General features: G+C 61.0%; 15 protein-coding genes and 1 tRNA gene. 9 read left to right on the top strand and 7 right to left on the bottom strand.

The window, feature by feature from the left end:
* Positions 1–161 precede the first annotated feature (161 nt).
* Complete coding sequence (locus AC13F2_RS12700) at positions 162–728, bottom strand: peptide deformylase (RefSeq protein WP_196846607.1); 567 nt, start codon at positions 726–728, stop codon at positions 162–164.
* A gap of 62 nt (positions 729–790) precedes the next feature.
* The gene (recR, locus tag AC13F2_RS12695; protein ID WP_221597798.1) at positions 791–1,387 is read right to left on the bottom strand and encodes a recombination mediator RecR; all 597 of its coding nucleotides are present in this window, start codon (positions 1,385–1,387) and stop codon (positions 791–793) included.
* 53 nt (positions 1,388–1,440) lie between these two features.
* Here recR and fmt point away from each other — a divergent pair, with 53 nt between their 5' ends.
* The 3 genes from fmt to AC13F2_RS12680 all read left to right on the top strand — a co-directional run bounded on the left by fmt (position 1,441) and on the right by AC13F2_RS12680 (position 4,291).
* On the top strand, positions 1,441–2,349 hold the full coding sequence (fmt, locus tag AC13F2_RS12690; RefSeq protein WP_482965398.1) for a methionyl-tRNA formyltransferase: 909 nt from the start codon (positions 1,441–1,443) through the stop codon (positions 2,347–2,349).
* Positions 2,346–3,095, top strand: a complete 750-nt coding sequence (gene truA / locus AC13F2_RS12685) for a tRNA pseudouridine(38-40) synthase TruA (RefSeq protein ID WP_482965397.1) — start codon at positions 2,346–2,348, stop codon at positions 3,093–3,095. Before fmt ends, truA begins: the two co-directional genes overlap by 4 nt.
* Before the next feature lie 83 nt (positions 3,096–3,178).
* Positions 3,179–4,291: a zinc-binding dehydrogenase gene (locus AC13F2_RS12680; protein WP_482965396.1), complete on the top strand. Its 1,113-nt coding sequence runs from the start codon at positions 3,179–3,181 to the stop codon at positions 4,289–4,291.
* A 1-nt stretch (position 4,292) separates the two neighbouring features.
* On the opposite strand, the gene AC13F2_RS12675 is transcribed toward AC13F2_RS12680, so the two are convergent.
* On the bottom strand, positions 4,293–5,270 hold the full coding sequence (locus AC13F2_RS12675) for an asparaginase (RefSeq protein WP_482965395.1): 978 nt from the start codon (positions 5,268–5,270) through the stop codon (positions 4,293–4,295).
* Positions 5,271–5,356: 86 nt separating this feature from the next.
* On the opposite strand from AC13F2_RS12675, the gene AC13F2_RS12670 reads away from it, so the two are divergent.
* Together AC13F2_RS12670 and AC13F2_RS12665 are read left to right on the top strand one after the other, a co-directional pair.
* Positions 5,357–5,432, top strand: a tRNA-Val gene (locus tag AC13F2_RS12670).
* Positions 5,433–5,474: 42 nt separating this feature from the next.
* Entirely contained in the window at positions 5,475–6,740 is a 1,266-nt protein-coding gene (locus tag AC13F2_RS12665) for an FAD-dependent oxidoreductase (RefSeq protein WP_482965517.1), read from the top strand.
* Here the strand turns inward: AC13F2_RS12665 and AC13F2_RS12660 are convergent.
* Positions 6,683–7,240, bottom strand: a complete 558-nt coding sequence (locus AC13F2_RS12660) for a TlpA family protein disulfide reductase (RefSeq protein ID WP_482965394.1) — start codon at positions 7,238–7,240, stop codon at positions 6,683–6,685. The genes AC13F2_RS12665 and AC13F2_RS12660 overlap by 58 nt on opposite strands.
* A gap of 16 nt (positions 7,241–7,256) precedes the next feature.
* Here AC13F2_RS12660 and argH point away from each other — a divergent pair, with 16 nt between their 5' ends.
* The 4 genes from argH to AC13F2_RS12640 all read left to right on the top strand — a co-directional run bounded on the left by argH (position 7,257) and on the right by AC13F2_RS12640 (position 10,964).
* Positions 7,257–8,633: an argininosuccinate lyase gene (argH, locus tag AC13F2_RS12655; protein ID WP_482965516.1), complete on the top strand. Its 1,377-nt coding sequence runs from the start codon at positions 7,257–7,259 to the stop codon at positions 8,631–8,633.
* Positions 8,633–8,869: a lipoprotein gene (locus AC13F2_RS12650; protein WP_301642421.1), complete on the top strand. Its 237-nt coding sequence runs from the start codon at positions 8,633–8,635 to the stop codon at positions 8,867–8,869. The genes argH and AC13F2_RS12650 overlap by 1 nt, the downstream gene beginning before the upstream one ends.
* Positions 8,870–8,931: 62 nt before the next feature.
* The gene (lysA, locus tag AC13F2_RS12645) at positions 8,932–10,194 is read left to right on the top strand and encodes a diaminopimelate decarboxylase (protein WP_482965393.1); all 1,263 of its coding nucleotides are present in this window, start codon (positions 8,932–8,934) and stop codon (positions 10,192–10,194) included.
* A gap of 65 nt (positions 10,195–10,259) precedes the next feature.
* Entirely contained in the window at positions 10,260–10,964 is a 705-nt protein-coding gene (locus tag AC13F2_RS12640; protein WP_482965392.1) for a precorrin-2 dehydrogenase/sirohydrochlorin ferrochelatase family protein, read from the top strand.
* Here the strand turns inward: AC13F2_RS12640 and AC13F2_RS12635 are convergent.
* The 3 genes from AC13F2_RS12635 to AC13F2_RS12625 all read right to left on the bottom strand — a co-directional run bounded on the left by AC13F2_RS12635 (position 10,961) and on the right by AC13F2_RS12625 (position 13,894).
* Complete coding sequence (locus AC13F2_RS12635; RefSeq protein WP_482965391.1) at positions 10,961–11,932, bottom strand: MarR family transcriptional regulator; 972 nt, start codon at positions 11,930–11,932, stop codon at positions 10,961–10,963. The two genes, AC13F2_RS12640 and AC13F2_RS12635, sit on opposite strands and share 4 nt — an antisense overlap.
* Before the next feature lie 130 nt (positions 11,933–12,062).
* On the bottom strand, positions 12,063–12,596 hold the full coding sequence (locus tag AC13F2_RS12630; protein WP_301642417.1) for a L,D-transpeptidase family protein: 534 nt from the start codon (positions 12,594–12,596) through the stop codon (positions 12,063–12,065).
* 8 nt (positions 12,597–12,604) lie between these two features.
* Positions 12,605–13,894 (bottom strand): adenylosuccinate synthase, encoded by a 1,290-nt coding sequence (locus AC13F2_RS12625; protein ID WP_103022615.1) that lies wholly within the window; start codon positions 13,892–13,894, stop codon positions 12,605–12,607.
* Positions 13,895–13,996: the final 102 nt, after the last annotated feature.

Raw genomic sequence — 13,996 nt, 5'->3', positions numbered from 1 at the left:
CGCTATGTTCGCATCGGGTCCCTCTATTCCAAAGGCACGTCCACGCGACCGTTTTTCTCGAACAAAGCGGTGCCAGCGAATGTACTTCATCAACCAGCCCAGCAAAAAGGCGACCCGCCACCGCGAATCGCCCCTTCGAAATCCGTGATTGTGTAGGAAGCCTATGCCGCTTCGCGCAGCTTCTTCAGCTTCTTGAGCGCCATGTTCCGCTTCAACCGCGAAAGATGGTCGATGAATAAAATACCTTCAAGATGGTCCATCTCATGCTGGATGCAGGTCGCCATGAGGCCTTCAAGATCCTCTTCATGCGTTTCGCCTTCAAGGTCCTGGTACCGCACACGGCAGGTGGCCGGACGATCGACATCCGCGAAGATGTCGGGCACCGACAGGCACCCTTCCTGATAGCTCGCCAGCTCTTCCGCCGGGTCGAGGATTTCCGGATTGATGAAGACCCGCGGCTCCTTGACGGTCGGGTAATGGACATGTTCGTGGCCGCCGTGGTTGCAGACCTCGCCCTCGGCTTCCTCGTCTTCCGGCTGAAGGTCGATCACCAGCACACGCTTTGGAACGCCGACCTGGATCGCCGCAAGCCCGATGCCGGGTGCCGCATACATCGTTTCGAACATGTCCGCGACGAGCTCGTTCAGCTCGTCGTTGAATTCGGTAACCGGTTCGGACACGGTTTTGAGCCGGGGATCCGGCACTTCGAGAATCTGTCTTATCGCCATGGCCGCAAGATATGCGCGTCGCGCCGTTTATTCAATCTGAATAGGGCGCATACTGTGATCGGTCAGCCCATCGGTCTGCGCGCCCGTAGCGCCTGAGCAAGCGTGCCTTCATCCAGATAATCGAGTTCGCCGCCGACCGGCAATCCATGGGCCAACTGCGTGATGCGCACGGGAAAAGTGTCCAGCCTTTCCGCAAGATAATGGGCGGTAGTCTGGCCTTCCAGAGTGGCGTTCATGGCAAGGACGATCTCGTCCACCCCGCCTTCTTCCACACGCGCCAGTAGTGATGCGATATTGAGATCTTCGGGTCGCACCCCGTCGAGCGCGGACAGCTTGCCGCCGAGTACGTGATACTTGCCGGTAAACAGCTTTGCCCGGTCGAGAGCCCACAGATCGGCTACGTCCTCGACCACGCAGAGCGATTTCACATCGCGCCGCGGATCAGCGCAAATCGCGCACGGATTGGTTGTGTCGACATTGCCGCAGGTGTCGCATTCGACGAGCGCCTCGCCAACGGTCGCGAGCGCTTCGAGCAGTGCCGGCAACGCGCTTTCCCTGCGTTTGACCAGCCACAACACCGCCCGCCGTGCACTACGTGGGCCAAGGCCGGGCAGCCGCGCCAGCACGGAGGCCAGCGTCTCGATCTCTTGCGATGCCATAGCTGCACAGATAGGGGCGCGATAAGAACAGAGAAAGACCACAAGAGCCGTTCATGCGCACAATCTTTATGGGAACGCCGGAATTCGCAGTGCCGACGCTTCAGGCGCTGGTCGATGCCGCGCATGAGGTGGTCTGCGTCTATACCCAGCCGCCGCGTCCGGGCGGTCGGCGGGGAAAAGAGCTGACCAAAACACCCGTGCACCAGCGCGCAAGCGATCTCGGGATCGAGGTGCGCCATCCCAAATCGCTCAAGTCTGCAGAGGAGCAGGAGGCCTTTGCCGCCCTGAAGGCCGACGTGGCAATCGTCGCAGCCTACGGCCTGATCCTGCCGCAGCCGATACTCGATGCGCCCACACATGGCTGTCTCAACGTCCATGCGTCTATCCTGCCGCGCTGGCGCGGTGCCGCGCCGATTCACCGGGCGGTCATGGCGGGCGATCCGGTGACGGGGGTCACGATCATGCAGATGGAAGCGGGCCTCGATACCGGCCCGATGATTACATTCGCGCGAACCCCTATCGAAGACAAGACAACCGGCGAACTCACTGACGAACTTGCCGAGATCGGGGCGCAACTGATGGTCGGCACGTTGATCGATCTGACCGCGCTGCATCCGCTGGAGCAGGACGACAGGGACGCGACGTACGCCGACAAGATCGACAAGGCAGAGGCGCGGATCGACTGGAACCGTCCCGCCGGGGATGTGGTCCGGCACATCCATGGTCTGTCACCTTTCCCCGGCACATGGTTCGAGCTCGACGAAACCCGTGTCAAAGTGCTGCGTGCCGAATGTGTCGAAGCCGCCGGTTCGCCCGGCGAAGTGACCGACGATCGCCTGACGATCGCTTGTAGCGAAGGCGCTATTCGTCCGGTCGAACTACAGCGTGCTGGCAAACCGAAAATGGATCTCGACACCTTTCTGCACGGCAAATCTGTTGCCAAAGGAACCCGCCTCGCTTGACCCGTTTTGCTCTGACCCTCGAATTCGACGGAACCCCGTTCTTCGGCCTCCAGCGGCAGAAGGACGGGCCGAGCGTGCAGCAGGCAGTAGAAGAAGCGGCCTATCGCGTTCTTGGTGAAGAAGTCCGGCTGCACAGCGCGGGCCGCACGGACACCGGTGTTCATGCACTCGCCATGCGCAGTCATTTCGACATCGAAAAGGAGATAGAGCCTTTCCGTCTGATGGAGGCGCTCAACGCTCATTTACGCCCCGATCCCATAGCGGTGACGCATTGCGAAGTGGTGGCGGACGATTGGCATTCACGCTTTTCCTGCTCTGGCCGCGCATATGTCTATCGCATTGCAAATCGCCGCGCGCCGCTGACCTTGGAGAAAGATCGACTCTGGCAGATCCCGCAGGATCTGGACCACGAAGCCATGCACCGGGCGGCGCAAGCGCTGGTCGGTTTACATGATTTCACCACGTTCCGTTCCGTGCACTGTCAGGCGGAAAGCCCGATAAAAACTCTCGACCGGCTAGACGTTGAGCGGGATGGCGATGAAGTTCGCATTCATGCAGCAGCGCGCAGTTTCCTTCATCATCAGGTACGATCGATGGTCGGCTGTCTGGCGCTTGTGGGAATGGGCCGGTGGCGCGAAACACGATTGGCCGAAGCGCTGCAAGCGCGCGATAGGCAAGCGCTTGGGCTCAATGCTCCTCCGCACGGCCTTTATTTCGTTCGGGCCGTCTATCCCGACGATACTTGACCTAACGTCACCCTAGCCAAGGCCGATTTCGCGGCGTAGCGACACGCCCAATACGTTTCGTATCGCAACGAAAGGGCACGAGGATGACGACTACAGGCAAACAACTTTTCACCACTCTGACGAGCGATGGCACCCTCACCGTCGAGATCGCAAATAGCGAGTTTCCCGATCCCACCGGCAATCAGGTGCTGGTTAAAATGGAGGCCGCGCCGATCAATCCGAGCGACCTCGCAATTCTGACCGGCGCTGCGGATTTCGAAAATGCCGAATATTCGCCGGGCAAGGTCGTCGCAAAGATGCCCGAGCCGTTCAACAGCGGGCAGAAAGCGCGCCACGGCCAGCGCCTGCCAGCCGGAAACGAAGGTGCGGGCACGGTGGTCGCCACGGGCGATTCCGACATGGCTAAGGCGTTGATGGGCCAGCGCGTCGCCTGCGTGCCGGGTACGGCCTACAGCCAGTATGCAATCGCCGACGCTTCGATGTGCCTGCCGCTGGGCGATCACAGTGCAGAGGACGGCGCATCGAGCTTCGTTAATCCCATGACCGCCCTCGGTTTTGCGGAGAACGCGAAGATGGACGGTCAGGAAGCGATCCTTCACACTGTCGGCGCCTCCAATCTGGGCCAGATGCTCGTGAAAATATGCCATGAAGATGGCCTTGGTTTGGTCAATATCGTGCGGAAGAGCGATCAGGTCGACTTGCTGAAGGATCTCGGCGCGAAGCACATCGTCAATTCTGCGGATGGCGATTTCATGGATCAGCTAAAATCCGCGATCGATGAAACCAACGCCTTCTACGGCTTTGACCCTATCGGTGGCGGCAAGATGGTCGACAGCTGCTTCAAGGCGATGGAACAGGTCGCTTCGAAAAAGATGAGCGAGTATTCGCGCTATGGTTCGAACCAGCAGAAGCGGATGTTCATTTATGGCCGGCTGGACATGGGGCCCACCACCCTCACCCCTTCCTATGGTTTCGGGTGGACCTTGTCGGGATGGCTACTGACGCCGTTCCTGCAGATGGCCGGGGGCGAGACTGTCGCCCGAATGCGCAAGCGCGTGCTGGACAATCTGACCACCACCTTTGCCAGCAGCTACAAGTCGAAGGTCGACCTTGAAGGCATGCTGACAAAGGAAGCGATTCTGGATTACCGCCAGATGAAAACCGGCGAGAAATATTTGGTTATGCCCAACGGCTGACTTAGCGTCCGTCGAAAGCGCGCTGGATGGCGGCGGGCTCGGTCTCGCCGCCCGCCAGCAGCAATTGCAGCAGAATGCGTGCCTTCTGCGGGTTCAGCGCACGAGCAGCAACAAAAGCGTTCGTATCGTCGTCGGGTTCGCGATCGACCATGCCCTCGTCCGCGCGACTGGCGCGCACGACCAGAGTGCCCTCTCTTGCGAGCTTGACCAGTTCCTGGCGCACACATTCCGGCAAATTTCCTTCACCCACGCCCGCCACCACCACGCCGCGCGTTGTGCTGCCTAGCTGGCGGGATACGCTTTGCGCATCCAGCCCGGCGTAAACATACAGGATCGCAACTTCCGGCAGATCTTTCGGCAGGCCGCACCGAGCCGGCGTATCGCTGCGCCAAGGCGCTCCGAACCACTCAAGCGAGGCGGGTGTCACCATGCCTACCGATTCGCGAGGGAAGCCGCGAAACGCTTCGGTGCCGCGTGTGCGGACCTTGTAGACATCTCGCGCTGCGAAGATGCGATCGCCCATGACTACCAGCACCCCTCGCCCCGCAGCCTGCGCATCACTGGCCACGCGCACGGCATTGGCGAAGTTTCGCAAACCGTCGTAGCCGACAGCATCGGCAGGCCGCATCGCACCCACCACCACGACCGGTTTGTTCGCCGGCAAAGTCAGATCGAGCAGGAAAGCGGTTTCTTCCAGCGTATCGGTACCGTGCGTAACGATAAGCCCGTCACATTCCTCATCAGCAAGGGCTTCCATCGCGCGCGCATGCAGCGGGTGCCAGACGGCGGGTCCGACATCGGCCGAATCGATATTCGCGATCTGCGTTCCTGAAAGCTCAGCTTCAAGACCGAGCCCCCCGACCCGCTCGAGGTAATCCTCGATTCCGATCTCTCCCGCGCGATAATCCTTCGCGATGGCACTGCCAGCTATCCCGGCAATCGTGCCACCGGTAGCCAATACGGTGAGCTTGCTCTTCATATGCAGCCGCCTAGCGGCGCCCATGCAATCTCGGCAATTGATTTTGAAGATTTGGACGCTATTAGCAGCACCTCCGCACATGGAGCGGGCGCTTAGCTCAGTTGGTAGAGCATCTCGTTTACACCGAGAGGGTCGGCGGTTCGAGCCCGTCAGCGCCCACCATTCCCCGACAGGTGCCACACAGGCGGTAGCGCGGGAGAGGGTATCCGCCAGACTTACGACATCGCGATCATTGGATGTGGTCCGGCAGGCCTTGCCGCGGCCATCCTGTTGCATGGCGATGGTCACCAAGTGACGCTGTTCGAGCGATTCGATCAGCCACAACCTCTGGGTTCCGGCCTGATGCTGCAACCTTCGGGCATGGCCGTTCTCGACCGAATGGGCCTGTCGAATGAAATCGCTGCCCGCGGCGCGCGGATCGACGCACTGTTCGGTCTCGACGAACACGGCCGAACGGCATTGGACGCCCCCTATTCCAAGCTCGGGTCAGGTGAGGCGTTCGGAATCGGTATCCACCGGGCAAGCCTGTTCGCGGTGCTGTATGCGCGGGCAATCGCAGCGGGCATATCCATTCGCACCGGGTCGGAAATCCACAACAGCGTATTGGAAGGGCGAAGACGTCACATTATCGCGCGTAACGGCACCCGTGCGGGACCCTTCGATCTGGTCGTAGACGCAAGCGGATGGGCGTCACGTATCGAGTTCGGCGAGCAGCGGGGCCTGCTCCCGTTCGGCGCACTATGGGCGGCAATTCCTGTCGAACCAAGTGACCGGCACGCGAAAAACCTCCTCGAACAGCGCTATCGCCGCGCCTCCCAGATGATCGGCATACTGCCAATCGGCTCGCGCAGCCCGGGCTTGCCCGACGAGGTGGCTCTGTTCTGGTCGTTGAAGCGTGACGAGTATTCTCAGTGGCGGTCCTCACCCCTCGCTGTATGGAAAAGCCAGGTCCGCACTCTGTGGCCCGAGGCCGATTTCCTCCTGAACAGAATTTCCTGTCACGACGACCTTACCTTCGCACGTTACGCCCATCGCAGCTCGCATCGCCCGTATCGTGAACGCCTCGTACGAATCGGGGATGCCTGGCATTCAGCAAGTCCACAACTCGGCCAGGGAGCGAACATGGCCTTGCTCGATGCGTGGGGTCTCGCAGCAGGTCTGCGCGAAGGACGCACTCTAACCGAAGGATTACGGCTGTCCGCCAGCTGGCGGCGCGATCATGTCGCGCTGTATCAGGCGGTGACGGCCGCGTTCACGCCCCTGTTTCAATCGAGCGATGACTTATGGCCATGGATCCGCGACCGCATCGTCGCGCCGCTATCCCGTCTTAGCCCGGTGGCGCGGATACAGGCACAGCTGATGAGCGGATTGTTCGGATTTCCGCTCCCCATGCTCGGCCTGGAAGTGCCCGACTATTCGGCGATCGCCGCGTCGATGGCCGCGCGTGCCTCCTCGCTGGACCAATCGTAATCGCCCTGTACGCGCCAGATTTCCTGACCGGCACCATCGTACAGGACGGTCGTCGGCATGACCCCGCCCCCAATCGCAAAGCTGAGTTCGTTTTCCGGGTCCATCCAAGGTTCAAGCCGGGCGTAACCTTTTTCTGCGAAGAATGGCGCGACTTTCTCGACGCCTTGCATGTCCTGGCTCGCCGTCACCACCCTGAGCCGACCGTCGTACTCGCTCGCCAGATCATCCAGCAGCGGCATCTCCTTCACACACGGGGCACACCAGGTTGCCCAGAGGTTGAGCAGGACCGGCGTGCCCTGCAACGCGCCGAGATTGAGCGTGCGCCCATCCGGGTTGCTCAGGTTGACCGCGGGCATCAGCGCGCCCGCCTCACTGGTATCGATTTCTCCGGTAGGCACGGATGAAGCGCTGCTTTCTTGCGCGTCTTCCGACGTGCCCCTATCGCAGGCCGCGACAGCAAGACCGAGGACGATGGCTAGCGTGAACGACGTACGGGACACGAAAAACTCCAACAGCATGTGGGGAGGCAGGTTCGCCGAAGGGCCTAGCGCGATCATGCGCGAAATCAATGCCTCAATCCCTTTCGACAAGGCGCTCTGGCGCGAGGATATCGCTGGAAGCCGGGCGCATGTGGCCATGCTGGCCCAGCAAGGCATTGTGAGCGAGGCTGACGCGAAGGCGATCGATGAAGGCTTGCAACAAGTCGCGGCCGAATATGAGCGCGACGGCGTGCCCGAGGATTGGGACCTCGAGGACATCCACATGACCGCCGAAGCTCGCCTGACCGAGATCGTCGGCCCCGCTGCCGGGCGCTTGCACACAGCCCGCAGCCGCAACGATCAGGTGGCGACGGATTTCCGCATGTGGGTGCGTAGCGCCATGCAGCGCTCCATTGCGGGTATCGATGCCCTGCTTTCCGCGCTGGTCGTCAGAGCCGAACAGCATGCCGATAGCATCATGCCCGGATTCACGCACTTGCAGACGGCGCAGCCGGTGACCCTGGGACATCATCTGCTCGCCTATTTCGAAATGCTGATCCGTGATCGCTCGCGCTTTGCCGATGCCCTGGTACGGATGGATGAATGTCCGCTCGGCTCGGCAGCACTGGCCGGAACGGGGTTCAATATCGATCGCGACATGACGGCAAGCGCGCTCGGCTTCGCGCAACCGACCCGCAATAGTCTCGATGCCGTGTCCGACCGTGATTTCGCGCTCGATTACCTGATGGCTGCGAGCCAGTGCTCGCTTCACCTCAGCCGCCTTGCGGAAGAATTCATCATCTGGGCCAGCCAGCCCTTCGGTTTCGTCAAGCTGCCCGATACGCTGTCGACCGGCAGTTCGATCATGCCGCAGAAGCGCAATCCCGATGCGGCCGAACTGGTGCGCGGGCACGCGGGCCGGGTCATCGGCTGCGCGACCAGTCTGATGATCACCATGAAGGGCCTCCCTCTCGCCTATTCGAAAGACATGCAGGACGACAAGCCGCCGGTTTTCGAAGCTGCCGGTCTGCTCGATCTCAGCTTGGCGGCAATGGCGGGGATGGTGGCAGACAGCCGCTTCGAAACGGCTCGCATGCGCCAGGCGGCCGAAGCGGGACATGCGACCGCCACCGATCTTGCCGACTGGCTGGTCCGGCAGGCCGACATCCCGTTTCGCGAGGCCCATCATATCACGGGCGCGGCGGTAAAGCTGGCCGACGAAAAAGGCGTGGCGCTGGACGGTCTGTCCATCGGCGATCTTAAGGCGATCGATTCCCGGATCGACGAGCGCGTGTTCGATGCGCTGTCGGTCGATGCTTCTGTCGCGGCACGCGCGTCCTATGGCGGCACCGCCCCTGTTCGCGTAAGGGAACAGGTAGCCGCGGCGAAAAAGCGCCTCGGGCTGGAGGATTGATGCGTAACTGGGTTGTACTTGTCGCTTTGCTCATGCTCGGTGCTTGCGGGCAGAAATCCGCACTGGAACCGGTTGAAGGATCGTCGCTTCCGCCCGCACCCTATGGCGCGCAGGTTCAGCCGACTGCGGACCAACTCCTTGAACTGGATCCGGAAGCGGCGCCCGATCGCAACGTCGAACTGCGCACTCGCTCGGAGGAACGCGAGGACGATCCGTTCGACCTCCCTCCCCAGTAATTTCAGCGCCCGAAGCAAGGCTTGCTCGACAGTGACGCGCGCTTTCGGCACAGGCGGCAGCCATGGACTATTTCCAGCTTAAAGACGGCGTCCTCCACGCCGAAGACGTTGCCCTGTCCCGTATCGCGGAAGAGGTGGGCACACCGGTTTACGTCTATTCGCGCGCTACTCTCGAACGCCATGCTCGCGTCTTCCGGGATGCGCTTTCCGGCCTCCATGATCCGCATATCGCCTTTGCGGTTAAGGCGAATCCGAACCTTGCAGTTCTCAAGGTCTTGGCCAACGAAGGCTATGGCGCGGACGTAGTTTCCAGCGGCGAACTCGCGCGCGCGTTGGAAGCCGGCATGAAACCTGCGGACATCGTTTTTTCGGGTGTCGGCAAAACCCATGCGGAACTCCTGCATGGACTGGAAGCAGGCATCGGCCAGTTCAATATCGAGAGCGAGGAAGAGGGATATGAACTGGCTGCAATTGCCGTAAGGCATGGCAGCCGCGCAGCATGCGCCCTGCGCGTCAATCCCGATGTGGATGCCCGCACCCATGAAAAAATCTCGACCGGCAAGCGGGAAAACAAGTTCGGTGTCCCGCTGGATCGGGCTGCCGAAATCTATACCCGGCTGGCGCAGGAAGACGGCCTCGATATGCGCGGCGTGGCCGTCCATATCGGCAGCCAGCTTTCAACTCTCGAACCCTTGGAAACCGCCTTCGAGAAAGTCGGCGCGCTCATTGCGGAACTGCGGGATAAGGGCTGCGCCGTGACGCATGCCGACCTCGGTGGTGGTCTGGGTGTTCCTTACAAGGCGGGTGAAAAAATGCCCTCGCCCGAAGAATACGGCTCGATGGTCGCCCGGGTCACTGCGAAATGGGATGTCCGCCTGATGTTCGAACCGGGCCGCGTCATCGCAGGCAATGCCGGCGTCCTGCTAACGCGGGTCATCCGGTCCAAGCGCAGCGGGAACGGGCCGCCTTTTGTGGTGGTCGATGCCGCAATGAACGATCTTGCGCGACCGGCTATGTATGGTGCCTGGCATGATTTCGATGCAGTCGCGCCGACCGGTAATCGCATGACCGCACATATCGTGGGTCCGATCTGCGAGACCGGCGACACCTTTGCGATGGACCGCGAATGCGACGCGCTGGTGGCAGGCGATCTCGCCGTCTTCCGCACGGCGGGCGCATATGGTGCGACCATGGCGTCTTCGTATAATTCCCGCGGTTTCGTGGCCGAAGTGCTGGTAGACGGCGATCGCTTTGCCGTGGTGGCGGACCGCATTGCGGCGGCGGCCATAATGGATGCCGAACGCGTACCGGACTGGCTCGGCTGATGCATTCGCTCCCGCTTTTCCATCGCATTTCGGGGAAGCGCGTCGTCGTGGTAGGCGTTGGTGATATGGCCGACGCCAAAGCCCGGCTTGTCGAACGGGCGGGCGGCATTCCATGCGCTGAAACCGAAGCGCATCATGCGCAGCTTGCCTTCGTTGCGCTGGAGGACGAGCGCGCTTCCGAGAGCGCGGCCCGCCGGCTTAAGCAGGCCGGTTTGCTGGTGAATGTCGCCGACCGTCCCGACCTTTGCGATTTCACCTTGCCCAGCGTGCTCGACCGCGATCCGGTACTGGTGGCAGTAAGTACGGGCGGGGCGTCGGCTGGCTTGGCCAAGCACCTTCGCCTCCGTCTCGAAGCGGTACTGCCCCAGACCCTCGGTACACTGGCTACGGCCTTGTTCACCGCCCGTGACAGGATCCGCACCCGCTTTCCCGAAAGCAATGCGCGCAGGCGAGCGATCGATGCAGCACTCCAGGAACATGGCGAGCTGGATCCGTTCGAAGAAGCGAGCGCCGCTTCAGTTGAGAACTGGCTGGATGGCGCACAAGAAAACGCGAGTTCACAGGTCGTTGAATTTACTATTGCGAGCGACGACCCCGAAGATTTGACGCTGCGTCAGGCACGCGCTCTGGGAAAGGCCGACATCGTTCTGCATGATGCACACATTCCGGATACCATTCTGGCGCGCGCTCGCGCCGACGCTGTTAGGAAAGCACTGCCCGCCGACCCGCCGGCCGAGGGATACACTGTAATTCTACGCCGTAAGGGCTAGACGCTCGCCAGTTCCGCAGCGCCTACTTCCGCAAGATAGCTGGCCATCGCGTCGGCCGTTGTATCTGCAAGAGCGATATAAGCGCGGCGGCGATCGTGGGGATCGGAAACACGCATCAGTAGATCGGCATCGACCATCTGGCCAATCCAGCGCAGGGCCGTGGTCGCTGGCACGCCCGCTGCGATACAAAGCGAAGTGACGCTAACCCGTCGCCGCTCTGATCGGGCAGCCGCAAGGTCGAGCAGAATATCCCAGGCCGGGTCGGCAAACAAACCGGCATCGAAATACTGCGCGCGCAATTGCCGGGCCTTTATCAGCCTGCGGATAATGGAAGAGTCAGGCAACTGGACCCGCTCGGTCCGTTTTGGAGAGCCCGAATGATCGTCTTCCCCACCTCGCCATCCGGGAGACGGAGATTCAAATCGAAACGCGCCGCCCCCGGCTCGCTGTCCCGGAGACATTGATTCCAGCCTTTCGGCAATGCGACCCACCTGTTCGGTGAGACGGAGCAGCATCAAGCGGTCGTCTTCCCCCATTTCCCGCAAACGCAGATTTGGAAGAAGCGCAAGCACGCGGCCAATGGCAATCACGCGTTCTGCACGGGCCGGATCAACGAGGATCTGTACTGCGGACATCGAAAGACATCCAAACACGCTGTCGAGCGCCCCCATCGTTGTGGAAATGACCAAATGAGCACCGGCCTTGCCGCCGCGCATATCCAGCCGGGATAAGAGCGCCATCGCATCCGCAGTGGCTTCAGAACAATCGACGAGCACCAGATCCCCCAGCGCCGTCAGGGGCCCTTGTGCATATTCTTCGAGGCTGCAGCTATCGAGCACGCGGAAACCGGCAGAAGATGCATCCGCACACATTTCTTCCCGCAGATAATCGCGATCAGCCAGCACCGTTACGGTCAGCTGGCATCCAGCAGCATTGCAGATCGGCTCGTACAGAAAATCCTGCTGCATCGAATCGCGCTCCATTTCCTTGACGCGAACAGAATGAGAACAAAGCGAGGTTGAGTCAAGAATGTGGTAGATGCTATTTGCAATCCAGCAGCGATATGGGGCGGAGGAGTGGCCGGATTGCTTTGTCGAACTACGGCCGGATTTCGATCGGTGTGCCATCAGGCACGAGGCTCCACACCTCCGCTATTTCCGCGTTGGACATTGCGATGCAACCATCGGTCCAGTCACCTGGCACGCGCGCATCGAACGGCAGGCCGTTGGGTTGTCCGTGAATAAAGATCAGCCCGCCCGGAGACCGCCCGCGGGCATTTGCGAAGGCCCTGTCCTGCGCATTGGGATAATCGATATACAGGCTGAGATAATAGCTCGACTGTTCGTTACCGTAGCTGATCGTATAACGCCCTTCCGGCGTTCGCTCGTCACCTTCGAACTGTTTGTGACCCACTGGCGCATCGCCATATTGCAGACCTGAATAAGCGCGAATGACCTTGCCGTCCTGATAGAGCCATAACTTGCGGTCGGACTTGTCGATCAGAACGAAATCGGCTCGCTCCCCCGCTCGGGCCTCCTGGGCTTGAACAAGCGGCGCGGGAAGCAGCAGGGCCGCGGCTAGCAGGCAAAACGAGATGGCGGCGAAGCGCATGGCTTCGCCACCATAGCGCATTTTCGGCCTCAATCCATGAACGGATCGCGCATCAGTATGGTATCGTCGCGCTCCGGACTGGTCGACACCAGCGAGACGGGGGTTTCGATCAATTCCTGTATGCGTTGGATATACTTCACGGCGTTGGCCGGAAGGTCGGCAAAGCTACGCGCGCCGGCAGTGGACTCCGTCCAGCCATCCATGGTTTCATAGATCGGCTCGAGTGCCGCCTGGTCGGCCGAATGACTTGGGAAGTAATCGTATACCTGGCCGCGCAGGCGATAACCCGTACAGATTTTCACCTCGTCCAGCCCATCCAGCACGTCGATTTTAGTCAAGGCGATTCCAGTGACACCGCTGATCGCGCAGCTCTGACGCACAAGCACCGCATCGAACCAACCCACACGGCGCTGGCGCCCGGTAACGGTGCCGAACTCGTGACCACGCTCCCCGATGCCCTGGCCAATTTCGTCTTCCAGCTCGGTCGGAAACGGCCCACTACCTACGCGAGTGGTATAAGCCTTGACGATACCGAGCACATAACCGGTCGCATTGGGCCCGAGGCCGCTACCCGCTGCCGCAGTGCCGCTGACAGTATTTGAGCTGGTAACGAACGGATAGGTTCCGTGATCGATATCGAGCAGTACGCCCTGCGCCCCCTCGAACAGAATTTTGGCTCCTGCCTTGCGAACCTTCTTGAGCCGCTTCCACACCGGTTGGGCGAACTGGAGCACAAACGGAGCGATTTCGCGCAATTGCGAAAGCAGTTCCTCCCGATCGATGGGTGGTTGGTCGAAACCCGCACGAAGCGCATCGTGATGGGCGCAGAGACGGTCCAGTTGGGGGTCGAGATCGTCGAGATGCGCAAGGTCGCATACCCGAATGGCTCGGCGGCCAACCTTGTCCTCGTAAGCCGGCCCGATCCCGCGACCGGTTGTCCCGATCTTGCCCGATCCGGCAGCCGTCTCCCGCAATCCGTCAAGGTCGCGGTGAAACGGCAGGATCAGCGGGCAGTTGTCTGCGACAGCGAAGTTGTCGGGATTGATCTCGACGCCCTGCCCCTCGAGCTTTTCAACCTCGGCCTTGAGATGCCAGGGATCCAGCACCACGCCATTGCCGACAATGCTCAACGTACCGGTGACGATACCGCTCGGCAATAACGAGAGCTTGTACGTCGTATCGCCAACCACGAGCGTGTGGCCCGCGTTGTGGCCACCCTGAAAACGCACGACGGCATCGGCCCGACTGGCAAGCCAATCGACGATTTTGCCTTTGCCCTCATCGCCCCACTGGGCACCGATTACGGTCACATTTGCCATGATTACGCCTTTTCCCCTGCCAGGGGATCCACGAGGTCCTTCGACAGGACTCGACCAAGGGATGGAATGGAGAAGCGAAAACCCGCTTCAAATGCGGTGCGC

This window comes from Qipengyuania sp. L-5Y, assembly GCF_056859455.1.
The sequence above is the reverse complement of the archived record's forward strand: the minus strand, read 5'-3'. Positions and strand labels throughout refer to the sequence as shown.

Bases quoted from the DNA above. Each gene is read 5' to 3' on its own strand.
- AC13F2_RS12700 (WP_196846607.1), bottom strand. From the start codon at position 728: ATGGCGATAAGACAGATTCTCGAAGTGCCGGATCCCCGGCTCAAAACC.
- recR (WP_221597798.1), bottom strand. From the start codon at position 1,387: ATGGCATCGCAAGAGATCGAGACGCTGGCCTCCGTGCTGGCGCGGCTG.
- fmt (WP_482965398.1), top strand. From the start codon at position 1,441: ATGCGCACAATCTTTATGGGAACGCCGGAATTCGCAGTGCCGACGCTT.
- AC13F2_RS12680 (WP_482965396.1), top strand. From the start codon at position 3,179: ATGACGACTACAGGCAAACAACTTTTCACCACTCTGACGAGCGATGGC.
- AC13F2_RS12675 (WP_482965395.1), bottom strand. From the start codon at position 5,270: ATGAAGAGCAAGCTCACCGTATTGGCTACCGGTGGCACGATTGCCGGG.
- argH (WP_482965516.1), top strand. From the start codon at position 7,257: ATGTGGGGAGGCAGGTTCGCCGAAGGGCCTAGCGCGATCATGCGCGAA.
- AC13F2_RS12650 (WP_301642421.1), top strand. From the start codon at position 8,633: ATGCGTAACTGGGTTGTACTTGTCGCTTTGCTCATGCTCGGTGCTTGC.
- lysA (WP_482965393.1), top strand. From the start codon at position 8,932: ATGGACTATTTCCAGCTTAAAGACGGCGTCCTCCACGCCGAAGACGTT.
- AC13F2_RS12640 (WP_482965392.1), top strand. From the start codon at position 10,260: ATGGCCGACGCCAAAGCCCGGCTTGTCGAACGGGCGGGCGGCATTCCA.
- AC13F2_RS12635 (WP_482965391.1), bottom strand. From the start codon at position 11,932: ATGCAGCAGGATTTTCTGTACGAGCCGATCTGCAATGCTGCTGGATGC.
- AC13F2_RS12630 (WP_301642417.1), bottom strand. From the start codon at position 12,596: ATGCGCTATGGTGGCGAAGCCATGCGCTTCGCCGCCATCTCGTTTTGC.
- AC13F2_RS12625 (WP_103022615.1), bottom strand. From the start codon at position 13,894: ATGGCAAATGTGACCGTAATCGGTGCCCAGTGGGGCGATGAGGGCAAA.